At 71.4% G+C, this 22,061-nt stretch carries 9 protein-coding genes and 2 pseudogenes; 5 read left to right on the plus strand and 6 right to left on the minus strand.

Annotated features, from left to right (window positions below; translation table 11 throughout):
- Nucleotides 1-99: 99 nt before the first annotated feature.
- Both ACIOJE_RS34835 and ACIOJE_RS34840 read right to left on the minus strand, forming a co-directional pair.
- Nucleotides 100-8,544: a ricin-type beta-trefoil lectin domain protein gene (locus ACIOJE_RS34835; protein ID WP_400781833.1), complete on the minus strand. Its 8,445-nt coding sequence runs from the start codon at nt 8,542-8,544 to the stop codon at nt 100-102.
- A 395-nt stretch (nt 8,545-8,939) separates the two neighbouring features.
- Nucleotides 8,940-12,101, minus strand: coding sequence for an EAL domain-containing protein (locus tag ACIOJE_RS34840; RefSeq protein ID WP_400781835.1), 3,162 nt, complete (start codon nt 12,099-12,101; stop codon nt 8,940-8,942).
- 223 nt (nt 12,102-12,324) lie between these two features.
- Here ACIOJE_RS34840 and ACIOJE_RS34845 point away from each other — a divergent pair, with 223 nt between their 5' ends.
- The 5 genes and pseudogenes from ACIOJE_RS34845 to ACIOJE_RS34865 all read left to right on the plus strand — a co-directional run bounded on the left by ACIOJE_RS34845 (nt 12,325) and on the right by ACIOJE_RS34865 (nt 20,280).
- Nucleotides 12,325-15,744 carry an amino acid adenylation domain-containing protein gene (locus ACIOJE_RS34845; protein WP_400781838.1) on the plus strand — a complete coding sequence of 1,140 codons (3,420 nt, stop codon included), beginning with the start codon at nt 12,325-12,327 and terminating at the stop codon, nt 15,742-15,744.
- Nucleotides 15,741-16,496, plus strand: coding sequence for a leucyl/phenylalanyl-tRNA--protein transferase (locus ACIOJE_RS34850; RefSeq protein WP_400781841.1), 756 nt, complete (start codon nt 15,741-15,743; stop codon nt 16,494-16,496). The genes ACIOJE_RS34845 and ACIOJE_RS34850 overlap by 4 nt, the downstream gene beginning before the upstream one ends.
- Before the next feature lie 160 nt (nt 16,497-16,656).
- Nucleotides 16,657-17,292 carry an SRPBCC family protein gene (locus tag ACIOJE_RS34855; protein ID WP_400781844.1) on the plus strand — a complete coding sequence of 212 codons (636 nt, stop codon included), beginning with the start codon at nt 16,657-16,659 and terminating at the stop codon, nt 17,290-17,292.
- A 123-nt stretch (nt 17,293-17,415) separates the two neighbouring features.
- Nucleotides 17,416-18,918, plus strand: a complete 1,503-nt coding sequence (locus ACIOJE_RS34860; protein ID WP_400781846.1) for a hypothetical protein — start codon at nt 17,416-17,418, stop codon at nt 18,916-18,918.
- Nucleotides 18,919-19,072: 154 nt separating this feature from the next.
- Nucleotides 19,073-20,280, plus strand: a pseudogene (locus tag ACIOJE_RS34865) (IS3 family transposase).
- Here the strand turns inward: ACIOJE_RS34865 and ACIOJE_RS34870 are convergent.
- The 4 genes and pseudogenes from ACIOJE_RS34870 to ACIOJE_RS34885 all read right to left on the minus strand — a co-directional run.
- A complete protein-coding gene (locus ACIOJE_RS34870) occupies nt 20,237-20,692 on the minus strand; it encodes a transposase family protein (RefSeq protein ID WP_400781848.1) in 456 nt (151 codons plus the stop codon). The pseudogene ACIOJE_RS34865 and the gene ACIOJE_RS34870 overlap by 44 nt on opposite strands.
- 177 nt (nt 20,693-20,869) lie before the next feature.
- Entirely contained in the window at nt 20,870-21,352 is a 483-nt protein-coding gene (locus ACIOJE_RS34875) for a hypothetical protein (protein ID WP_400781850.1), read from the minus strand.
- A gap of 290 nt (nt 21,353-21,642) precedes the next feature.
- Nucleotides 21,643-21,843 (minus strand): IS3 family transposase, encoded by a 201-nt coding sequence (locus ACIOJE_RS34880; protein ID WP_400781853.1) that lies wholly within the window; start codon nt 21,841-21,843, stop codon nt 21,643-21,645.
- A pseudogene (locus ACIOJE_RS34885) lies at nt 21,844-22,061 on the minus strand (hypothetical protein); the annotation flags it as partial.

A 22,061-nucleotide genomic window follows, 5' to 3' on the forward strand; every position in this document is an offset into this window, starting at 1 on the left:
GAGTCTGAGAAGGCATTCTGCCGGGGAATGGGGGATGGGCCGTCGCCGCGAGAGATCTCGAGGCGACGGCCCACTCGCTCAAGCTAGGTGCAGCCTATGCTAACGACCACCCCGCCTGTGCCACTTCATGTACTTCGTGATCGCCTTTCTGATCACCTTGCGGTTGCTGTCGATCACTTCCTGCTGTCGCTTCGAAAGCGGCGGGCTCCCCTTGACCGGCCGGCCGTTCTGGCCGATCTTTGTCTTGCCGCCTCCGCCAGAGACGTGCGCATGTGGCGGCGGGTGGTCGTTGGAGTTGATCCAAACCCGCACGCCACGGGATTCCAGAATCGTGCCGACAGGACTACTGCCCGCACCAGGTATCTGGCACTCGGGGGTCTTGTTGTGGACGAGTACGCTGGCGTCGCCAGAGCTCACGACATACGTGTGCAGATTGCCGACGTTGAGGTTGAATACGAGTTGGTTGGCGATATACCCGTAATCGGTGACTGACTCGGCGGCCCGCGCGCTGCCGTCATCGGAGACCAGTCGATCACCCGCAGTGATATCAACTGCATCGGTCCAGCCGCGCCCAAGCACCCAGAAGGGATGACCCGCGGTGCCGACCAATTCCTCATTACCCGCGACGGAGATTCCGACAAGGTGCTTGGTGCCATAGCCGGTGATGACGTCGAGTACGGGTTCGGCGGCGAAGTTTCCCGCGACCGGGTCGCCTGCCATCACAAGGTCGCCGATCGCAACCTCGGAAATCGACTTGCGAGTTCCATCGGCCATGATGACCTGAGTCTCAGGCACGAATGAATTGCATCGGCTGAAGACTTTCTTCGCAGTCGTAACCACCTTGCGCGTCGCAGTCCGGGCGGTGGACGCCGCCCGCTCCACACGCCCTGCGGCTCGAGTGGTTTTCACCACGGCTGCCGCAGCCTTGACCACTGGGCCTGCTCCGACGGTCTGGGCGACTGCGGTGACAGCCATTTCGGCGGCCTTCTCCCAGTTTCCGGTGGCCGCGTACGACACCGCCGAGACGGTGGCCGCGATCGCGCCGATGGGGCCCGGGATGTTGGAGGCGACTTCGGCGACCTTGGCGACGACCTCGACCGTCTTCTTCAGCCACTTGGGCATACCCCAGTTGCCGTCGAGGTCGGTGCAGTTGATCGGGTCACCGGTGCAGTAGTCGTACGGACTGGCGTTGCCGCCGGGCACCGGGTCGATCTGGAGGAAGCGGCCGAGGGCGGGGCTGTAGAGGCGGGCACCCATGAGGATGTCGCCGTCCTGGGCCTCGGCGGAGCGTTCCTTGCCGCCGAGCCAGCCGTAGCGGACGCCTGCCTGGCCGTCCTGCGGTATGCCGAACTCGTCGAAGTCCAGCACCACCGGCTTGGTGAGTGCGGTGTCGGTGGTGATGACCACCGAGCCGAACAGGTTGGTCAGCTGGAGCTGGACGTCACCGGTCCTGCTGGTGGTGGCTGCCAGGTCGGCGTCCGGGCCCGAGACGTTGCGGGTCAGGGTGCCCTGGGTCGTGTCCTCGATGGTCCAGCGGACCTGGTCCGAGTCGTCGCCGTAGTGGTTCAGCTTCGACGTGGCGTTGGCCCAGGAGCCGTCCGCCTGCTTCTTGCTGGTCGTGAACGCGGTCAGGCGGTGGGCGGCGTCGACGGCCCACTCCTGCTTGGTGTCCCCCTTCTCCTGGGCGGCGACGCGGTCGTTCGCCCAGTAGGTGTTGGTCGCACCGGTGGCGGTCTTCACCGTGCGCCCGAAGGCGTCGTAGGTGAAGCCCGGGTCGGTGAGTCGGTCGGCGCTGTCGTAGGTGTGGTTCTCCGCCGTGGCCCCGGCCGTGCCGCACTCGCTGGCCGCCCCGCGCGGGGAGGTCTGCTTGGACAGGCGGTTGGAGTGGGCGTCGAAGGCGTACTGCCGGGTGACGCAGCCGGCGGTGGCCGTGGTCTGCTCGGCCTTCACCAGCCGGCCGAGCCGGTCGTACTGGTAGGAGCGGGTGGCGGTGGAGCTGGTGTCCTTGGCCACCTGGCCCTGGGTGGAGATGTCGGTGGTCTGGGCCCAGACCACCGTGTTGTCGGAACCACGGGTGTAGGTGCGGCTGGTGGCCTCGCCGACGGCGTTGAAGGTGTCCTTGCGGACGATGCCGCCGGGATAGGTCTGCTCGACGAGCTGGCCGTCCGCGCCGTACTTGGCGGTGAACTCGCCGGCGACGCTGTCGTTGACCGAGGTGACCAGGCCGCGCGGTTCCTTCGCGCGGTCGTAGCCGTAGGTGGTGGATCCGGTGGGGTCGCTCACCTTGACCGGCTTGCCGAACCTGTCGAACTCCGTGGTGGTGGTGCCACCGTCGGCATCCGTGTAGGAGATCAGCCGGCCGAGCTGGTCCATGACCCGGGTCAGGGACTTGCCGTCCGCGCCGGTCTTCACCGCGTCGCCCGTCACCGGGTCGTACTCGACGGTGACCTTCGGCAGCGGCTTGCCCTCGTCCGAGGTGATCTCGGTCGAGACGATCCGATCCAGCTCGTTGTAGACGGTGACGGTCTTGCGGGACTTGCCGGCGTTGGTCTCGGTCGTCTCCTCCGGCTCGTTGAACGCCGAGTAGCGCGTGACCCGCTTCACCGGCAGGGTGGTGGGCATTCGCGAGGCGTCGGCCCCGGTGACGGCACCGCCCGGCATCGTGACGCAGGGCAGGCCCGCCCACTCCGGGCGGTTGGCGCATGCGACGTCGTCCGGGTTGGCCCCGGCGGTGTAGAACACCGACTTGACCGTTCCGGCGTCGCTGCCGTCGGAGCCCGGCTTGCGGGACTCCAGCGCCCGCCCGGAGGCGTCGAACTTGACGTACGCGGTCAGCTTCGCACCGAGCGCGTCGGTGGTCACCGACGTCGCCGTCCTCAGCGTCCAGCCGGAGGTGCCGCCGATCGGCGTGTCGTAGCCGGTCTTGGTGACGCGCAGCTCCACGTCGTCGGCGTAGCCGTCGATGCGGGCGCCGTCGGTGGCGGTGGTGACCAGGTGGTAGGCCTGGCCGTCGGGCTTCCCCTCGTCGTAGGTGTTGGTGTTGTGGTCCCGGGCGACGACGGAGGTACCGGCCGCCAGGGTCGGGTTGACGGTCGTCTTGGTCAGGGTGACCGTGTCGATACCGGTGTGGAAGCGCTCGCCGCCGGAGGCGGTGTTGGTGCCGGTGACGGTGACCTTGAGTTCGTGGTCGCCGCGGGAGAGGCGGATCGCCTGGCCGACGGTGTACGGGGTGACGACGGGCGTGGCGCTGTAAGTGTCGATCGGCTGGCCGAGGTTCTGCCCGTCGATCGCGAACTGGATGATGCCGTGGTCGCTGTTCTTGGTCAGCTGGCCGGAGAGGACGTAGTCGCCCTCCTCGGGGACGGTGACCCGCATGCTGTCGAACGCGTCGGCCTGGGTGCCGCGGATGCCCAGGTGGGCGCCGCCGGACCAGGTCAGGCCGCAGCAGTCGTTGTCGACCTGGACCTTGGTGTTGGTGCCCAGCTGCGGGAGCTTCTCGGCCTCGGAGGTCACAGCGACCGGGTTGGTCTGGCCGCCCACCTGCTCGGCGAGCGAGGCGCGGTAGACCGGGCCGAGGGTGTCCACCACGTCCAGGCCGTCGGCCGTGTAGGCGGTGCGTGAGTCCAGCAGACGCGCCCGGGAGGCGGAGTCGGCCGTCGTCAGGTTCAGCTCGGCGGCGAACTTGTCCGCGTCCGGGTGGGTGCCGAGCGCGATCGAGCGGTTGGTCGCGCTCAGGGAGCGCACGACGTGGCCGTAGCGGTCGTACTCCTTGGTGTCGATGTCACCGCCGGAGGTGACGGACGGCGTCGCGGTGTTGACCTCGTTGCCGGAGGCGTTGAGGTAGTGGACGGTGGCCGGCTTGTAGCCGTCCGCGCCCGGCTTGGCGGCCGAGGCGGTGTTGGTGCCCGGGTCGTCCTCCGGCCCGAACACGGCCGTGGCGTCGGTCGGCGCATCGGTCTGCGCCCACTTGGCCACATCCGCGCCCGCCAGGTCGTACGGACCGCCGGCGCCGCGCGTCAGCGGCACCTCGTAGACGACGTTGGTCGCGTTCTCGCCGTTGACCTGGTCCTTGCTGCCGGGTGCGAGCGTGCTGCGACGGACCTGGAGGAGACGGCCCGGGTCCTGGTCGGCCGCGGCCTTGCCGTAGTCGAAGTTCCACGGAAGCTCACCGGCGCTGCCGATCCGGGTGACCCGGCCGGCGTCGTCGTAGCTGTACGCGGTCTTCAGCGGGGCGGCCAGGCGCGGGTCCCACACCTGGGCGAGGCGGCCGCGGTCGTCGTACGCGTAGTGCGTGACCTCGACGGCCTCCTGCTTGGAGGTTGCGGGGTTCCACGACCAGACCTTCACACCCCGGACGCGGTCCAGGTAGTCACCCGGGGTCGAGGAGGTGGCGGTGGTCGCCTTGGCGTAGTCGTACTCCATCACCTCGCAGCCGCGCGGCAGCGGGTCGACGGTGCAGCCGTTGACGTCGTCGATACCCGGCTCGACGGCCGGGATGATGCGCTTGACGAGCGAGCGGCCGTCGGTGGTGTCGTACTGGTAGCGGGTGGTGGACGCGGAGTCCGGCCCCGTCTCGCTGACCACCTGGTAGATGCTGGAGCCGGCCTGGCGGGCGAAAACGGTCTTCGAACCGTCCAGCTCGCTCAGCTCGTACGTCGTACCGGCGGTCTGGACGTCCCAGATCTGGTTGGGCCCGGCCCAGCAGACCCAGATGGAGGCACCCTTGTCGGCGTCCAGGCACTTGCCCGAGTGACGGTTCGTCACCACGCCGTCGGTGCGGACCTCCCACTGCTGGTTGTCCCCGCCGTTGCAGCCCCACAGGACGAGCGGGGTGGCATTGTCGGTCTGGCCCCAGGGGTTGTCGAGGCAGTAACCGAGCAGGCGCAGGGTCAGGTCGTCCCCGCGGGTCCACTGCTGGTTGGACGCGCCCGTGCACGGAGCGGGCCGCAGCCCGGCGCCGTTGCCGGCCGAACCGTTCGGCACCTCCAGGCACTGGCCGGTGGTCGACAGGACGATCGCGCCCGACTTCGCGGGCACCGCCTTCAGGGTCAGGGACTCGGCGCCCGGCTCGGGGAAGAAGGTGCCGTCATTTCCCTTGGCGAAGGTCAGCGAGGTGTCGTCGTTGCCCTTGATCTCGATCAGGTCGGACTCCGGGAACGACAGCGCCCGGTGGTCCGAGCCGGTGCCCGCGTCGGGGCCGCCGGCCCACTGCGGACCGAAGGGAGCGACGATCTCCTTCAGCGACAGGTCGTCGAAGAAGACCTCCTTGCCGCTGCCGCCGTCGTTGCCGTTGTACAGGCGGAACCAGGCCTCGGTGGCATCCTTGGGCACCGCCATATCGAGGGTCAGCTGTTGCCAGCCGTCGGTGAACGAGGCCTTCGGCGAGATGGTCTCGCCGTAGCCGGCCGGGGTGCGGTAGACGCCGGCCATGCGCAGGCCGCGGTTGGGCGCGGGGTTCTCGAGGCCGGTCGCGCCGGGTACGTAGATCCAGCCGGTCAGCCGGTAGGTCTTGCCGGGCTGCATGCCCTGCCCGAGCGTGTACTCGGGGCCGACCGCGGCGTAGGAGTCCCCGGCGTTCGGCACGACCAGCAGAGAGTCGGTCGAACTGTCGTGGCCACGGGCCGTGGAACGCGACAGGGTCGCCTGCCCGGAGGTGAAGCCGGTCAGATCGGTGCTGACCTGCCGCTGGTTGAGCGTCAGGCGCTCACCCTGCGGTTGCCAGCCGCGGCCGAGGTCGCGCGAGGAGGTGGTGCGCTTGACGGACATGCCGAACTCGTCGGCGTCGGTGACGTCAGTGGTGTAGTCGCCGGTGAGCAGGTTGACGGAACCAGGGCCGATGCCCGCGCCGGCCGCGCCGTCGGCGTTGCGGTCCACCGTCATGGTGTTCCAGACGGTGGCGTACCCGTTGCCGGAGCCGTCCTCGGGGAAGAGGAGGGCACGGACCTGGACGACGCCGCCGACCTGGCCGAGGGTGTCCAGGACGTTCCAGTTGGCGTGCGGGCCGAGGTCCGCCAGCCGCGGCTTGTCCTCGGTGACCGGGGTGTTGTCGGCCTTGGTGAGGTTGGTGCGAGGGACGTTGTACTCCGTGGCGCCGGGGCCGCGGCGGTACTGGTAGACGACGCGCTTGAACTGCGTTTGGGCGTCGACCGCGAGCTTGACGCGCTTGGCGGCCTGGGTGCCGTTGACGGGCGAGCTGATGCCCGCCTGGCCGACCTGGAACGTGTAGGTCGCGGGCGGGGACAGGTTGCCCGCGCGGTCCTTGGACTGCACGCTGAGCACGCGCCGACCCTCGGTGGTCGGCGTGATGCTCGTGGTCAGCGCGCCGGTCGCGGCGACCGTCACCGGGGTGCCGCCGTCCAGAGTGTAGACGTAGGCCGCCGTGTCGTCGGTGCCCGGGGCGGGCGAGAAGGTGAACGAACCCGCCTGGTTGGCGGTGCCGTGCCAGAGCCCGTCCGCCGGATAGTCCGCCGAACTCACGAACGGGGTACCGGGCTTGACGGTGTCGGCGATGACGTTGGTGCCGACCCAGCCGGAGCGGGACTTGCCGTCGTCGAGCATGGCCCAGATCGAGTACTGCACGCCTTCGTCGAGCTTGGCGATGCCGTAGTCGGAGGGGCGGATGGTGGCGATCGCGCCGTTCGGGGTCGCCCGGGCGATGCTGCCGAGGAAGGTGCCGCCGCGCCACAGGTCCAGGTAGACCGTCAGCGGGTCGCCGTCTGGGTCGGCCGCCTGCACCTGGAAGCGCGGGTTTGCGTCCGAGGTGTAGCGCGGGTTGCCCTGCTGTGAGGGCTGAACCTCGACGGTTGCCGGGGTGGCCGGGATGGTGTTGTAGGTGATCGACAGGTACGGCGGGGCGCCGCCCTCAGCCGAGCTGAACCGCTTCCACGACAGGCTGTCGGACTCGTTCGCCGCCTTGAGGCCGATGCCGTAGTCGCGGTAGCCGAACCCGGCCCAGTACCTGACCAGGTCTGTGACGTCGGCACGTGCCCAGGCCGTACCGTCGGACCCGGAGCACTCGTGCGAGTCCGCCCCTCCATCGGCGTCCCAGGTGTCGTTCGAGGTGGCGTACCTGTTCCCCCATGACGGCTGGTTGTTCCACCGCGTCCAGAGGCCTGCACCGCCGGCTTCCCAGACCTCCCACTGCTTCGGGACGCAGGAGGACGAATGGTAGTTGTACAGGTTGAGCGTGGCGCCGAGGATCTGCTTGCCGTTGAAGTCCGCGCCCGGGAAGGTCAGGAACGACCGAGCCACGACCTTGCCGTCGTAGCTGCCCAGCTTCAGGTCCTCCGAGGAGGAGGCGTCGAAGCTTTCGTTCGTCTGGATGTAGGTGTCGTACGTGGCATCGACGTTGACGACGGGGTCGACGGTGACCGGATACTGCGTCTTCGCGTCCGCGAGGAACGCCGCGTCCGGGGTGAAGACCAACTCGGTGTCCGTGCCCTGTCCGCGCACGTCGGCCTTGACCGGTGCCCGGTTCAGGTGCTCCTGCGACGCGGGGTCGACTGCGGCGTCCCACATCACCGGAGTCGGGATCTTCACCGTCGGTTTGCCGGAAGCCTTGTCCAGTAGCAGGATCGATCCGTCCTGCTGCGGTGCCACCGTCATACCGGTGGTGTCCAGCGGGATCGTCAGGGTGCCCGCCTGGGAGACCGCGGAACGGTCCTTGATGATCAGGAACTGTTCGAAGCCGGTCCGGGTGGCTTCGAGGACCAGGTCGACGCCGGGGCGGGCGTTGACGTAGGTCGCCTTGTTGCCCTCCAGCCTGGGCTTGGGCAGCTTGCCCAGCCAGCCGAACGTGACCTGCTGCCCACCGGAGCCGATCTTGACCAGCTCGCGCTCGGCGGGCTGCGGGTCGGCGGGCTGCGGGTCGGCGGGCTGCGGGTCGGCGGCCGGGGCGGCGGCACGTGCCGCACCGCGAGAGGCCCGGGTCGGGTCGGCCGAGGCCGGAGCGGAGGCTGGAGCGGAGACCGGAGCGGACGCGGACGGCGTGGTGGTGGCCGACGGCGTTGCCGTCGAGCTTGCCGTCGGGGTCGGCTCGATGGCCGCGGTCGGCGTCGCGCTGGGCGAGCCGGCAGCCGTCGGGGCAGCGGCCGGGGTCGTCGGAGCAGTCGTCGGGACCGTGGCACCCGGCAGGCTGTCGCCCACCGTCACCCCGGCGTCGCCGCCCTCGAAGACCACCCCGCCCGGGTGCGCCTTGGGAGCCACCTTGCCGTCGGGCGTCTGCACCAGCGTGGTGTCGACGGGCACCCAGGCCTCGCCGACCTTCATCCGGATCGGCCCGGTGGACCGGTCCGACGTCAGCGTGCCGTCCGGGTTCGCCCACAGCGTGGTGAACTCCGTCCGGGCGTTGGTGACCTCGATCCGCCGCTTCTGCAGCCGAGCGGACAGCAGCGCCGACGCCTCGTCCGGCGCCTCTGTGGCGGGCGCGGCGGGTGGCGTGGGCGGGGTGGGTGCGGCGGCGGCCGGAGCGGCGGTCACCGCGTCCACCACCACCCCGGCCTGCACCAGCAGACCGAGCGTCAGAAGTGCCGATATCGGCCGCATTCGACGCGTAGAGAAGGCCCCGGCCGCGAATGCGGACGAGGCCCGAGAACGTCGTGACATCAAAACTCTCTCAAGAGATTGCCATTGTCGGGAATGGCTTACGTCAAGCCGAATGACAATCTCTCATTCCCAAACAACCTCAAATGACCACCGGTGATGAAGATTTCGTAACGGATCTATCGCCGTTGATGATAAAATGGTGTATTTGATAGGTGAAAGTGACGCTATGTCCGGTATGGCGCTGCTGGTGGGGAAGACCCCGCATCTGCGCGGCGGTCGTTCGACCAGGCGTCAGAATTGTTCACCTGGCGAAAAATTCCGCGTGCGGGGTGGGCCCGGGCGGGTCTCGCGGCACGGCACGGCCGAATCCCGGGCGGAATCCCCGGGGCGCCGCGTCAGACTTGCTCGTAGGTGGTGTCCCCGACGAGGGCGCGGGCCTGGGGGGCGGTCAGGGGGTGGGCGAAGAGGTAGCCCTGGCCGAGGGGGCAGCCCATGGCGGCGAGGAGGTCGCGTTGTTCGGGGTGTTCGATGCCCTCGGCGATGACCTGGACGTCGAGGGTGTCGGCGATGCGGACGATGCCCTCGACGAGGGCGTACTGCTGGGGGGAGAGGCCGAGGCCGTCGATGAAGGACTTGTCGATCTTGAGGATGGAGATCGGGAACTCGCGCAGGTAGGAGAGCGAGGAGTAGCCGGTGCCGAAGTCGTCGATGGCGATGCCGATGCCGAGGCCGTTGAGGGTGGCCATGTCGGCGTGGACGCGGTCGTCGCGGCGCATCAGGACGGATTCGGTGAGTTCGAGGACGAGGGTGTGCGGGTCGATGCCGGAGGTGTGCAGGGCGCCGCGGACGACGTCGACGAAGCCGGCGTCGCGGAACTGGCGGGCGGAGACGTTGACGTTGACCCGGAGCGGGGGCCGGCCGGCGGCGGCGCGGGGGGCGGAGCTGGCGGCGTGCCAGGCGGCGGCCTCCTGGGCGGCGCGTTCCAGGATCCAGGCGCCGAGGGGGACGATCTGGCCGCTCTCCTCGGCGAGGGCGATGAACTCGTCGGGCAGGACCATGCCGCGCCGGTCGTGCGGCCAGCGGACGAGCGCCTCGAAGGCGACCAGATCGCCCGTGCGCAGGTCGACGATCGGCTGGTAGTACAGCTGGAAGGCGGATTCGGCGATGGCCGTGTCCAGGTTCTCGTTCAGCTCGTGCCGTTCCACCAGCCCGGCCTGCAGGGCCGGCTGGTAGTGGTGCCACTGGCGGCGGCCGGCGGCCTTGGCGGAGTAGAGCGCGAGGTCGGCGTGGGTGAGCAGTTCGGTGGCGTCCACGCTGTCCTCGGTGGTGGCGACGCCGATGCTGGCGGCGACCCGGACGGCGCCCGCGCTGAGCTTGAACGGTTCGGCGAACACCGTCAGCACGGTGTCCGCGATGGCGTCCACGTCCGCCGGGAGCAGCGCGTCCTCCACCAGGACGGCGAACTCGTCGCCGCCGAGGCGGGCGGCGGTGTCCGAGCTGCGCAGGGCGGTGGAGATCCGCAGCGAGACGGCGACCAGCAGTTCGTCGCCGACCGCGTGGCCCTGGGTGTCGTTGACCACCTTGAAGTCGTCGAGGTCGAGGAAGAGCACGCCGGTGACGGCGCCGCTGCGCTGGCCGCGGGACAGCGCGTGGCCGACCCGGTCCTGGAACAGCACCCGGTTGGCGAGGCCGGTGAGGGAGTCGTGGAAGGCCCGGTGGGTGAGTTCGCGCTCCATCTGGCGCTGCTCGGTCACGTCGCGCAGGGTGAGCACCAGGCCGCCGACGGTCGGGTCGGCGCGCAGGTCGTTGAAGCGCACCTCGGCCTCGATCGGGGTCCGGTCCTGCCGCAGCAGCCGCCAGTGCTCGCGGGGCTGTTCGCGTGACGGCGGGCCCGCCGGAGGGGGTTCGGCCGGGCCGCGCATCCGGGCCAGGGCCTTGCCGACGGCCCGGCTGTCCTCGGGCGGGACGAGGTCGGTGAGCAGGGTGCCGTCGAGGCTTGGGTGGCCGAGGACCCGTTCGGCGGAGGAGGAGGCGTAGCGGACGCTGTCGTCGGCGTCCAGGATCAGGATGACGTCGCTGGCGTTCTGCACCAGGGTGCGGAAGTACAGCTCGCTGTTGCGGCGGTTGACCTCCTGGCTCAGCACGACCCGTTCGACGGCCAGGGCGGCCTGCCCGGCCAGGATCTCCAGCGAGCCCCACAGGCTGGTGAGTTCCTGTGCGGTGCCGGTGACGATGAGCGCGCCGATCAGCGGGTCGCCGGAGGGGCGCTCGTCGAGGGTGAGCGGGCACAGCAGGGCGGAGGGCATGCCGTCGAGGCGGGTGGCCAGGTCGCTGCCGATGTCCTCGATGGGCAGGAGCCGGGTCTCCCGGTAGGCGGCGAGTGCGAGCGCCTGGCCGGAGTCGGCGGCGGGGCCGAGGAGGTGCTGGGCGGCGCCGCGTTCGGCGTGCCGGACGTGCAGGACGCCCGCCTCGGTGACGGCGAGCAGCGCGACGTGCCCGGGTTCGGTGGGCATCAGGGTGGAGGCGGCGGCCTGGACGGCGTCCGCGACCTCCTCGACGCTGAGGGCCGCGGTGAGCCTGGCGCCGGCCTCGCGCAGGGCCCGCTCCCGGGCGATCGCCTGCCGCCGGGCGACCACGACGACCGCCAGCCGGGCCAGCACCAGCAGGTAGAGGAGCGCCGAGAAGGCGCCGATCACGCCCGCGTTGCGGGTGTTGCCGTTCAGCGACTCGATGATCAGGATGGCCGGGGCGACCAGCGAGGCCAGGGTGAGCAGGACGAGGCGGCCGGCGCTCAGGTCGGGCTGCTGGGTGGGGACCGGTCTGGTCAGCTCGACCATGGACGGGTGCAGCGCGGCCGCGCCCCAGGCGGTGTAGAACGCGGCCCAGCCGAGGTCGACGCCGGTGCCGATGTGCCAGCCGCCGTGCAGCTGGATCAGCCCGTACAGGGTGTCCGAGACCAGGATGCCCACGGTGCCGACGGCGAGCAGTTGCAGCGAGCGGCTGTTGCCGCCGCGCGGGGTCAGCAGCCGCAGCAGCAGGGCGAGGACGACCACGTCGCCGAGCGGGTAGGCGATCGAGACGGCCTTCTGGAACCAGCCGAGGTCGGGGTTGAGGGCGTACGGGAGGATCAGGTAGATCCAGGCGAGCAGGGCCAGGCCCATGGTGAGGATCAGCGCGTCGAGGAGGCCGGCGCGGTCCTGACGGGCCGTGCGCCAGCGGATGAAGCCGAGCACGCCGGCCGCGTACAGCACGAACTCGGCGAGGTAGAAGCCGTCGGCGACGGACGGGAACGGGTTGTCGAGGTGCAGGAACTGGGTCTGGACGACCTGCACGACCTCGCCCGCGGAGAAGCTCAGGTTGGCGAGCGCCAGCAGGTACCAGAACAGCGCGTGCGCGGGGCGGTTGAGGCGGACGCCGACCACGATGGCGGCGACGCCGCCGAGGCCGATGCCCGTCCACCAGATGATCCGCTGTGCGGGGAAGGCGTAGTAGATGCCGGTGAGCAGCACCATCCACAGCAGGTAGCAGACCATCAGGCGTTGTCGCCGAGGTGTCAACGAGGCTACCTCCTCCGCGACGTCACCCGGCCGGTCGGACGGGGGAGTTCGGGCGAGGGCGGGTCTTGGCGGTGGAGGGGTCATCTCGTTCCGGGCCGACGGGCGCACAGGACCGTCACGTCCGGTCGGATCGCGATCGGACGCTCTCCCTGTGGCGTGAGTGCGTATAGTCGGAAATGTCGCACCCCCTAGCATTCTGCCGCCACAGCACGAGGTCAAGCCGGTGGACGACGCAGCAGACAGCGCACAGGGCGTACGAACGGATGTGAACTCCGGGCGGCACGCCGTGGTTCGAAACGACAACGGTCAGTATGCGATCTGGCCCGGCGACTTGACCGTGCCGGGCGGTTGGCAGCGGGTGTACGGGCCGGCCGCCCGCGCCGCCTGCCGGGCCTACGTGGAGCGCGAGTGGCGCCCGCCCGAGCTCGGGTTCCCCGGGGAGCACCGCCGCGGGCGGGCGGTGGCGGCGGGCCTGGCCGACACCGTGCACGGCCTCTTCGCCTCCCGCGCCGCGCGCGACCCGGACGCGGTCGCCGTGATCGCCGAGGACGCCACGCTGAGCTACCGCGAGCTCGACCGGCGCAGCGACCGGCTGGCCCGCGCGCTGCGGGCCCGCGGGGTCGGCACCGAGCAGGTCGTGCCGGTCTGCCTCGATCGCGGGGCGGGCCTCGTCGTCGCCTGGCTCGGGGTGCTGAAGGCGGGCGCGGCGTTCCTGCCGTTGGACCCGGGGTTCCCGGAGCGGCGGCTCACCCGGCTCGTCGAGGACTGCGGGGCGCGGGTGGCCGTCACGGACGGTAGGGACCTGCCGGGTACCGAGTCGCTCGCGGTGGACGCCGGGGGATTGACCGGCCCGCTGCCCGAGGGACCCTCGCCGGACGGCGCCGGTCCGGATGGCCCGCCGCCGGGCGATGCCCTGCCGGACGACGTCGGGCCGGACGACCTCGCGTACCTGATCTACACCTCCGGCACCACCGGCACCCCCAAGGGCGTCCCGGTCACCCACCGCTCGCTGGTGTTCACCCTCGACCGGGTCGTCCGCGGTTACGGGCTCACCCCCGGCGAGCGGGTCCTGCAACTCGCCGCGCTCGGCTTCGACACCGCGCTGGAGCAGGTCTTCGCCGCCCTGCACGCCGGGGCCAGCCTCGTCCTCGGCGGCGGCCGCACCTGGGCGCCCACCGAACTGGTGCAGGGGATGGACGAGCTCGGCCTCGCCGTCGTCGACCTCACCCCCGCGTACTGGCACCACGTGCTCGCGCTGCTCCCGCCCGGCGGGCCCGGCCCGGACGGGCTGCGGCTGGTCCTGGTCGGCGGGGACACCGTGCACGCCGACGACTGCCGCAGCTGCCTGGACCGGCTGCCCGGCGTCCGTCTGGTCAACGCCTACGGGGTCACCGAGGCCGCCGTCACCTCCACGCTCTGCGAGGTCACCCCCGCCCTGCTGGACGCCGCGCCGGGCGGGCCGGCCGCGCCGGTGCCGATCGGCCGACCGCTGCCCGGCGTGCGGGCGCACGTGCTGGACGCCCGGCTCAACCCCGTCCGGCCCGGCGAGAAGGGCGAGATCCACCTCGGTGGGCCCGGCCTCGCGCGCGGCTACTGGCGGGCCCCCGTGTCGACCGCCGAGTCCTTCCTGCCCGACCCGTACGCGCCGGTGCCCGGCGAGCGGATGTACCGCACCGGCGACGCCGGGCGTTGGCGGGCCGACGGACAGCTGGAGATCTTCGGCCGCTTCGACGACCAGGTGAAGGTGCGCGGCTACCGCGTCGACCCCGCCGAGATCGAGGCCGTCCTCGCCGCCCACCCCGAGGTCCGGCAGGCCCGGGTCGCCGCCGACGGCGAGGCCTCCGACGGCAGCCACGTGCTCACCGCCTACTACACGCTCGCCGACGGCGCCGCCGGCACCGCCGCCGCCGGATCCTGGGCCCGCCGCGTCCGGATCCGCGCCTACCTGGCCGAACGGCTGCCCGCGTACCTGGTCCCGACCGAGTTCGTGGTGCTGGCGGACCTGCCGCTCACCCCGGCCGGGAAGGTCGACCGCCGCCTCCTGTCACGTGCCGAGCCACGGGCGCGCCAGCTCGACGGCGGGGCGCGCCGGCCCGACGGCGGGTCGAACACGCCCGACGGCGGGCCCCGTGCGCCGGACGACGGACCGCACGCGTTCGACGGAACCGTCGAGGCCGCGATCGGGCACCTGTGGACCGAACTGCTCGGCGGCGAGGAGGTCGGCCCCGCCGACGACTTCTTCGCCCTCGGCGGCAACTCGCTGCTCGCCATGGAGATGCTCGCCCGCGCCCGGATCATGCTCGGCATCGACGTCACCCGGATCCGTGCCCTCACCCGCGCCCTGCTGCGCGACGCCACCCTGCGCGCCTTCGCGACCGCCGTCCGGCTCGCCCGCGCCGACGGCTCCGGCACCGGCGAGGCCGCCGTCGACTGGGCCGCCGAAGCCCGACTCACCCACCCCGTGGCGCAGTCCTGGAGCCCCGCGCCCAGCCGCGCCGAGCCCGCCGAGATCCTGCTCACCGGCGCGACCGGCTTCTGCGGCGCCCACCTGCTGCACGCCCTGCTCGCCACCACCGGGGCCCGGATCCACTGCCTGGTCCGCGCCCCGGACGAGGAGCACGCGCTGGAACGCCTGCGCGCCGCCCAGCAGCGCTTCCTGCGGCACGACCTCGTCGACCCCCGGGTGGTGCCGCTGGTCGGCGACCTCGCCGAGCCCGGACTCGGATTGACGCAGCGCCAGTTCGACCGGCTGGCCGGGAGCCTGGACGCCATCCACCACCTCGGCGGACAGGTCAACTTCATCTACCCGTACCACCAGCTGCGCGGGCCCAACGTCGGCGGTACCCGCGAGATCGTCCGCCTCGCCGGGCACAGCCGGGGCATACCCGTGCACTACCTGTCCACGCTCGCCGTGCTGGCCGGCTTCGGCGCGGCCCGCGTCGGCGAGGTCACCGAGCGGACCCCGCTCGCCCACCCCGACAAGCTCGGCGTCGGCTACGTCGAGAGCAAGTGGGTCGCCGAACAGCTGCTGCACAACGCGGCCGCCGCCGGGCTGCCGGTCACGGTGCTGCGCACCAACGACGTCACCGGGGACCTGGCCACCGGCGTGATGAACACCGGCACCGAGATCTGCGCGCTCATCAAGTACCTGGCGGACAGCGGCACCTGCCCGGACGTGCGGCTGCTGCTCGACTTCGTGCCGGCCGACCGGTTCGGGCGGGCCGTCGCCCACATCGCCGCCCACGCCCCCGCCAACGGCGAGGTCTACCACCTGACCTCGCCGGACCCGGCCGTCCTCGCGGACCTCGCCGAACGGCTCCGGGCGCGCGGCCACCCGATCGCCGAACTCCCGTACGGGGAGTGGGTGCAGGGCCTGGTCCGGTTCGCCGCCGGGCACCCCGGCCACCCCATCACGCCGTTCGTCCCGCTGTTCGTCGACCGCGCCCCCGGGTCGCAGCTGTCGCTCAGCGAGATGTACTTCCGGCCCACCTTCCCGCGCTTCGACCGGACCAACACCGATGCCGCGCTCGCCGGCAGCGGGATCGAACTGCCCGCCGTCGACGCCGGGCTGCTCGACCACTACCTGCGGCGGCTGGCCGCGGAGGGCTTCCTCGGGCCGCCGCCGCAGGCGCTGCGCGGATGAGCGTCTTCGACGGGGTGGACGTCCGGGGCGGGCCCGGGGACGGGCCGGTGGCGTTCGGGGCCGGGCTCGGAGCGCGGGAGCTACTGGCGGCGTACCGGCGCGGCCTGTTCCCGATGCCGGCGGCGGACGAGTACGCGAGCGCGTACAACGAGGCGCGGTACGAACAGGCGGTCGGGACGGGGGAGTCGTCGCTGTTGCCCGGCGGGGACGATCCGTACGCGCTGGCCTGGTGGTCGCCCGACCCCCGGCCCGTCCTGCCGCCCGGCGGCGTCCGGCTCGGCAGCCGGCTGGCCCGGCGGCTGCGCCACCGGTCGCCGTGGTGGACCAGTGCCGACCGGGCCTTCGGCGAGGTGCTGGACCGCTGCGCCGAGGGCCGCCAACCCGTCTGGCTGACCGAGGAGTTGAGGGGCGGGCTGGCCCGGTTGTACGCCCTCGGCATCGCCCACAGCGGTGAGGTGTGGGAGGGGGAGGAGCTGGTCGGCGGGGTGTTCGGCGTGGCCGTCGGGCCCGTCCTCAGCCTCGACTCGATGTTCCACCGCCGCCCGGACGCCGCCCGGGTCGCCGTCGCCGACCTCGGGGCGCGGTTCGCCGCGGCCGGCGGGCGACTGCTCGACGCCCAGTGGGACGGGCCGCACATCCGCAGCCTCGGCGCCGAGCCGATGCCCCGGGCCCGGTACCTGGCCGAGCTGGCGGCGGAGGTGCCGGTGGGTCCGTTGTCGGGCGAGGCGCTGCCGGTGGCGCGACTGGTCTGACCTGCGGGTTCGGCGCGGCTCGTAGGGCTATGCGCTCAAGGGATGGTGAGAGGTTCTAGCGAAACCTGTTGACCCTTCACGCCGCCTCGCGTTATAACTTCTAACGAACGCGCTGGCATCTATCTCGGCGCGACAAGCCGACCGATCGAGGGGAACTCCCATGTCCGGCCTCCGCCGCACCGGAATCCGCACCGCCCTGCTCGCCGTCCCGCTCGCCGTCAGCCTTCTCGGCGCCGCCGCCGCGCCCGCCGGGGCCGCCACCTCCCGACCCGGCGCGTCCCTCACCTGCCAGGGGAAGGGCGTCGACCCCAAGGCCCTGGTCCGCTACCGTGCCGAGACCGTGATCGACGCGCCGCTGCGCACCATCTGGAAGGTGCAGACCGACGTGGAGCGCTGGCCGTCCTGGCAGGCCACCGTCGAGACCGTGGAACGCCTCGACGACGGTCCGTTCCGCAAGGGTTCGGCCTTCCGGTGGACGACCCCGGTGCCCCCGAACCCCTCGACTCCCGCCACCAGCCTGGACATCACCTCGACCGTCGAGCAGCTCAAGCGCGGCTCCTGCATCCGTTGGACCGGCCCGGCGACGGGCGAGGGGCTGCGCATCGACGGCGTCCACGTCTGGAACTTCACCACGGTGCAGGGCGGTGTCCGGGTGAGCACCGAGGAGACCCACACCGGTGCCCAGGTCGACGCGAACGTTCCCTTCGCGACCGAGGTCCTCCGCCAGGGTCTCGACGCCTGGCTGCGGGACCTCAAGGCCGCCGCTGAGGCCCGCGCCCATCACCGGCCGCGCTGAGTCGCGAACCGAAGTCCGCTGTCAGGCCATCCGTCGCCACCGACGCGGGCGGCCTGGCCTGCGATTCGGCGCGGCTTGGCCTGTCTTCGACAAACTTATTCCTCGTCAGTAACATGACGCCGCGTGTTCAAAAGCTCCATAGGCAGGGCTACTGCCCCCGCCTTCCTCACCCTCGTCCTCGCCGGGGTCGCCGCGTGCGGGCCGACCACCACCGGTACCCCGCAGGCCGCCGTCGGCACCCCCGAACCGGCCGCCACCACCGCCGCCACCCCAGCAGCCGCCACCGGAGGCCCGACCGCCGCACAGCCCGCGGGCACCCCCCGCGCCCGGGCCGCCGCCCCGAGCCGGACCCCCGCCACCGGGCGGCCGACCGCCGCCTCCGGCGCGCCGGTCACCGCCGCCCCGGCCGGCGAGCGGCAGGCCGCCATCGCCGCCCCCGCCAAGGACGGCGGCGCGGCCACCGCCGCCACCCAGAACCTCCAACTCACCGCCTACGACCCGGCGGGCGGCACGGCCGTCCTCTCGGCGCCGCCGTCCGCGAGCCCCACGGCCACCGCCACGGCCACTCCCGCCCCCGCGGTCCAGCCCGGGCAGCTGATCGCCAGTCCGCCCACCGCCGCCGCGCCGCAGGGCGTGCTGGTCGCCGTCACCGGGGTCCGCCCCGGCGCGGGCGCCAGCCTCAACCTCACCACCCGCCCGGCCACCCTCGCCGAACTCCTCGGCGGTACCGAGGCCGACGGCAGTGTCCCCGTCGACCCGCACGGCATCACCGTCACCCCGCTGGTCAAGGACCTCAAGGCCACCGTCGGCGCGGGCATGGCGGGCGTGCAGGCCGACGCCTCCGGGACCCTGGAGGTCGACGTCAAGGCCCCCGTCCCGCTGCCCGACGGTGCGAGCGTGGACGCCTCCGGCTCCCTCCAGCTCCACCCCGCCGTCCACTTCTCGTACCACGGGGCGGCCGCCGGCAGCCCGCGTACGGCGTCGATCGGCTTCGACCTCGGCGCCCACGCGCAGTGGAAGGTGACCGGCGACCTCGCCCGCAGCACCGGCGCGGCGCCCGTCCGGCTGCCCTTCGCCAAGCTGCAGGCCAGTCCGGTGCTCACCGTCGCCGGGCTGCCCGTCGTCGTCAACCTCGGCCTCACCTGCTACCTGGAGATCAGCGCCGACGGCCAGGTGCACCTGGAGGCCGAACAGGAGGCCACCGGCACCTGGTCCGTCCGCGCCGACTACACCGGTGGCAAGGGCTGGACCCCCACCACCGACGCCGACACCAAGGTTTCCCCGGTCCGGGTGCGCCTCACCGGCAAGGCCGGCGTCCGCGCCGCCCTCGGTGCCCAGGTCTCCGTCGGCCTCTACGACACCGTCGGCGTCGAGACCACCGTCGCCCCCTACCTGCGGGCCCAGGCCGAAGGCTCGCTGACCGCCGACTCCTCCGGCAACCCGCCGCAGGCCCAGGGCAGTTGGTCCCTGGTCGGCGGCATCGACCTGACCGGCTCGCTGCTCGCCCACCTCAAGGTGTTCGGGACCCCGGTCGTCGAGGGCACGTTCCCGCTTCCCCCGTTCCATCGTGAATGGCCCCTGGCGGCGGGCTCCGTGGCCCTGCCGTCCCCGCGTCCGAGCAGCTGACGATCGGGGAAAGCCTCGAAGCACCGCACGTCGGCGCGGGACCGGCTGCCCCCCGTTGGTCTCCAGGGGGGTACGCCGGTCGCGGGCCTTTCCCTCTATGTGTGGACACCCTGGACACTGGACCTTGAGGGTTCAGAGGATGAGGAGTCCCCCCGTGGTGATGAAGGTGTACTCGCCGGAGTTCAAGGCGGACGCCGTCGCGCTGTACGTGAACAATCCCGGGCGTACGATCCGCTCGGTCGCCGACGACCTCGGTGTCAATCACGAGACGCTGCGGAACTGGATCAACGCTCACCGGGCCCGCCAGCGCGAACAGGTCGCCGACGGCCCGGCCGCCGGCCCCGGCGTCCCTGTACCCTCCGAGAACATGCTGGAGAAGGAGAACAAGCAGCTCAGGGCCCGGGTTTGAGAGCTGGAGACCGAGCGGGAGATCCTGCGCCGGGCGGCCAAGTATTTCGCGGGCGAGACGAGCTGGTGAGTCGCTTCCAGTTCGTTGACGGCCACCGTGACGCCTTCGGCGTGAAGCGGCTGTGCGAGGTGCTGGGCCTGTCCCGCTCCGGGTTCTACCGGTGGTCGGCTGCCTCGCCGGCCCGCGAGGCCCGGCGCCGGGCCGATGAGGACCTGGCGGCGCGGATCACGGCGATCCACACGGAGTCCGACGAGACCTACGGCAGCCCGCGCGTCACCGCCGAGCTGCGGGCGTGCGGCGTCGCGGTCAACCACAAGCGGGTGGAGCGGGTGATGCGCGAGCGCGGGATCGTCGGCGTGCACCTGCGCCGGCGCGTCCGCACCACGGTGGGCGAGCCGTCCGCGGTTCCGGTGTCGGACCTGTTCGGCCGGGACTTCACCGCTGCGGTTGCGAACACCAAGTACATGGGCGACATCACCTATCTCCCGGTCGGTGACGGGGAGTTCCTCTACCTCGCGACAGTGCTGGACTGCTTCAGTCGCCGGGTGGTGGGCTGGTCGATCGCCGACCACATGCGCACCGACCTCGTCGCGGACGCCCTTCGCATGGCCGCCGCAACCCGCGGTGGCCTCGGTGGAGCGATCTTCCACAGTGATCACGGGGCTCAGTACAGCTCGAAGCAATTCGCGGACCTGTGCCATGAGTTGGGCGTCACGCGGTCCATGGGCGCCGTGGGGACCTCGGCGGACAACGCCGCCTGCGAGAGCTTCCACGCAACCCTGAAGCGGGAGACTCTCAAGGGCGCCCGCCGCTGGGCCGGGGCCCGCGCCTGCCGCCTGGCCGTCTTCCGGTGGCTCACCAGGTTCAACACCTGGCGCAGACACTCGGCCAACGGCCATCTCAGCCCCATCAGCTACGAACGTCAGTCAGATAGCATGATGCTTGCCGCATAACCGCACGAACGTGTCCATGCTTCGGGGGGAAGCCCCCCACGTGCTCCAGGGCATGGTTGAGCCGGGTGGTGAACCGTGCGTACGGGGCAGCCAGCCGCGAGAACCGCTCAGCAAACGTCCGACGCGGACAGTCCGCCGCCCCACAGATGAAACGCCGGACCACCAACCGGATCGCGAAGCCCTGCTCAGCGAGCGGAAGATCCTTCAATCTGCGGCGATAGCGGTCGTGCACCCGGTCCGAGAAGCGGCCACAGTCCGGACACTCCGCCCCGGCACCCCGGCCCCGCGCCACCACCTCGACCGTACCGAACAAGGCGGTCACCGCCTCGACGTCCAAGTCGTCGATCCCGTCGAACACGAGCGAGTCCCAGGACGATGCGTTGGTCTGCATGACCAGCACGATCACCGCCACCGGCCGACCACGGCAGATACCACCAAGGAGTTGACGGAGCGTCACATCCGGCTGCCGGGCAGCCAGGCGTACGCGGTCTCACGCGACCCAGCCCCTCACAATCGAACACCAAGGTGACGCTCCGCGATCGCTCCCCAAGATCTGTGCCAGAACCCACAACTCACGTACAAAGCCAGGTCAGCCCGCGAGCGGTTGGGCGACTGAGACAGTGACCCGGTCACCGAAGCGGCCGCGCAGGTCTGCCTGGGCGCTGGCCAGATTGCCGCTGACGCCGACCTCGACCACGCCGAGCGTGAAGCTCACTGCCGATCCGTCGCCCACCATGACGATGCTGTAGTCGCTCGTGTGCCCTATCAGTGCCGCGACCCGGTTGCGGGTGGCGGCCAGCTCGCTGATCGAGCGCGGCGCGTCGCGCAGGTTCACGCGCACGCCCAGACCCAGGTGGGCGAGGGCGGCGTCGAAGCCGCCACCGCCCGGCTTCCGGTAGACGATGACGCAACCGTCCGGAACGTCCACCATCAGGCCCGTGAAGACATCCTGGTAGGAGCCGCCGAGGTGTGAAACCGCATCCGCAGCCGTGTCCAGCTGATGCTGATCCGGTCGGGCCGAGCTCGGCGGAGGGCTTGCGGCGGCGGGGGACGCGGCGGCACTCGTCGGCACGGGAGCGGACGGCACGGGAGCGGACGGCACGACATTTGTCTGTCCAGCGCAGGCTGCGCAAGCCAGCAGAGCCGTCAAGGCCAGGGTGACAGCGGTCAGGTGTATCGGCGTTGGGGTACGGGGCATCGATCCAGCCTCATTTCATCGGCGACGGTTCGTGATCGTACGCGGGCGCGAAGCGGCGTGCGTAAAGAAGGCAGGCACCCTGGGCCCGGATCCATCGATGGAGCGCCGTCTCCAGGCCTCTGGCATCCGGGAGTGAGCTTCCCCCGGTGTGCGGGAGGTGCTGATTAGCTGGTCAGGGCGGGTGTGGGTGGTTCGACGGCCACTGGTTCGGTCGTCGCCTGGTCGGCGTAGTGCTTCGCCTCGTACTCGTCCGGGCTGAGCCAGCCGAGACGCTTCTGGATGCGCCGGGTGTTGTACCAGTCGTTGATGTAGGCGAACAGCGCCAGGTCTGCGTCCGTGCGGGTCGCGAAGGTCGTGCGGCGCACTCACTTCAGCACGCTCCAGAAGTTCTCCGCCAGGGCGTTGTCGAACGAGTCGCCGACGGTGCCCATGCTTGCCTCAATTCCGGCCTTGAGCAGGCGGGTTGTGAGCTTGATAGATGTGTATTGGGTGGATTCAACCGGTCGTCGCAACACCTCGATCGTGGAGGTGTCGGGTGGGGCGGCCTGTGGGGTGGACGACGAAGGTGACGGGGCGTCCGGCG

The organism is Kitasatospora sp. NPDC087861, assembly GCF_044742585.1.
GTDB lineage: Bacteria > Actinomycetota > Actinomycetes > Streptomycetales > Streptomycetaceae > Kitasatospora.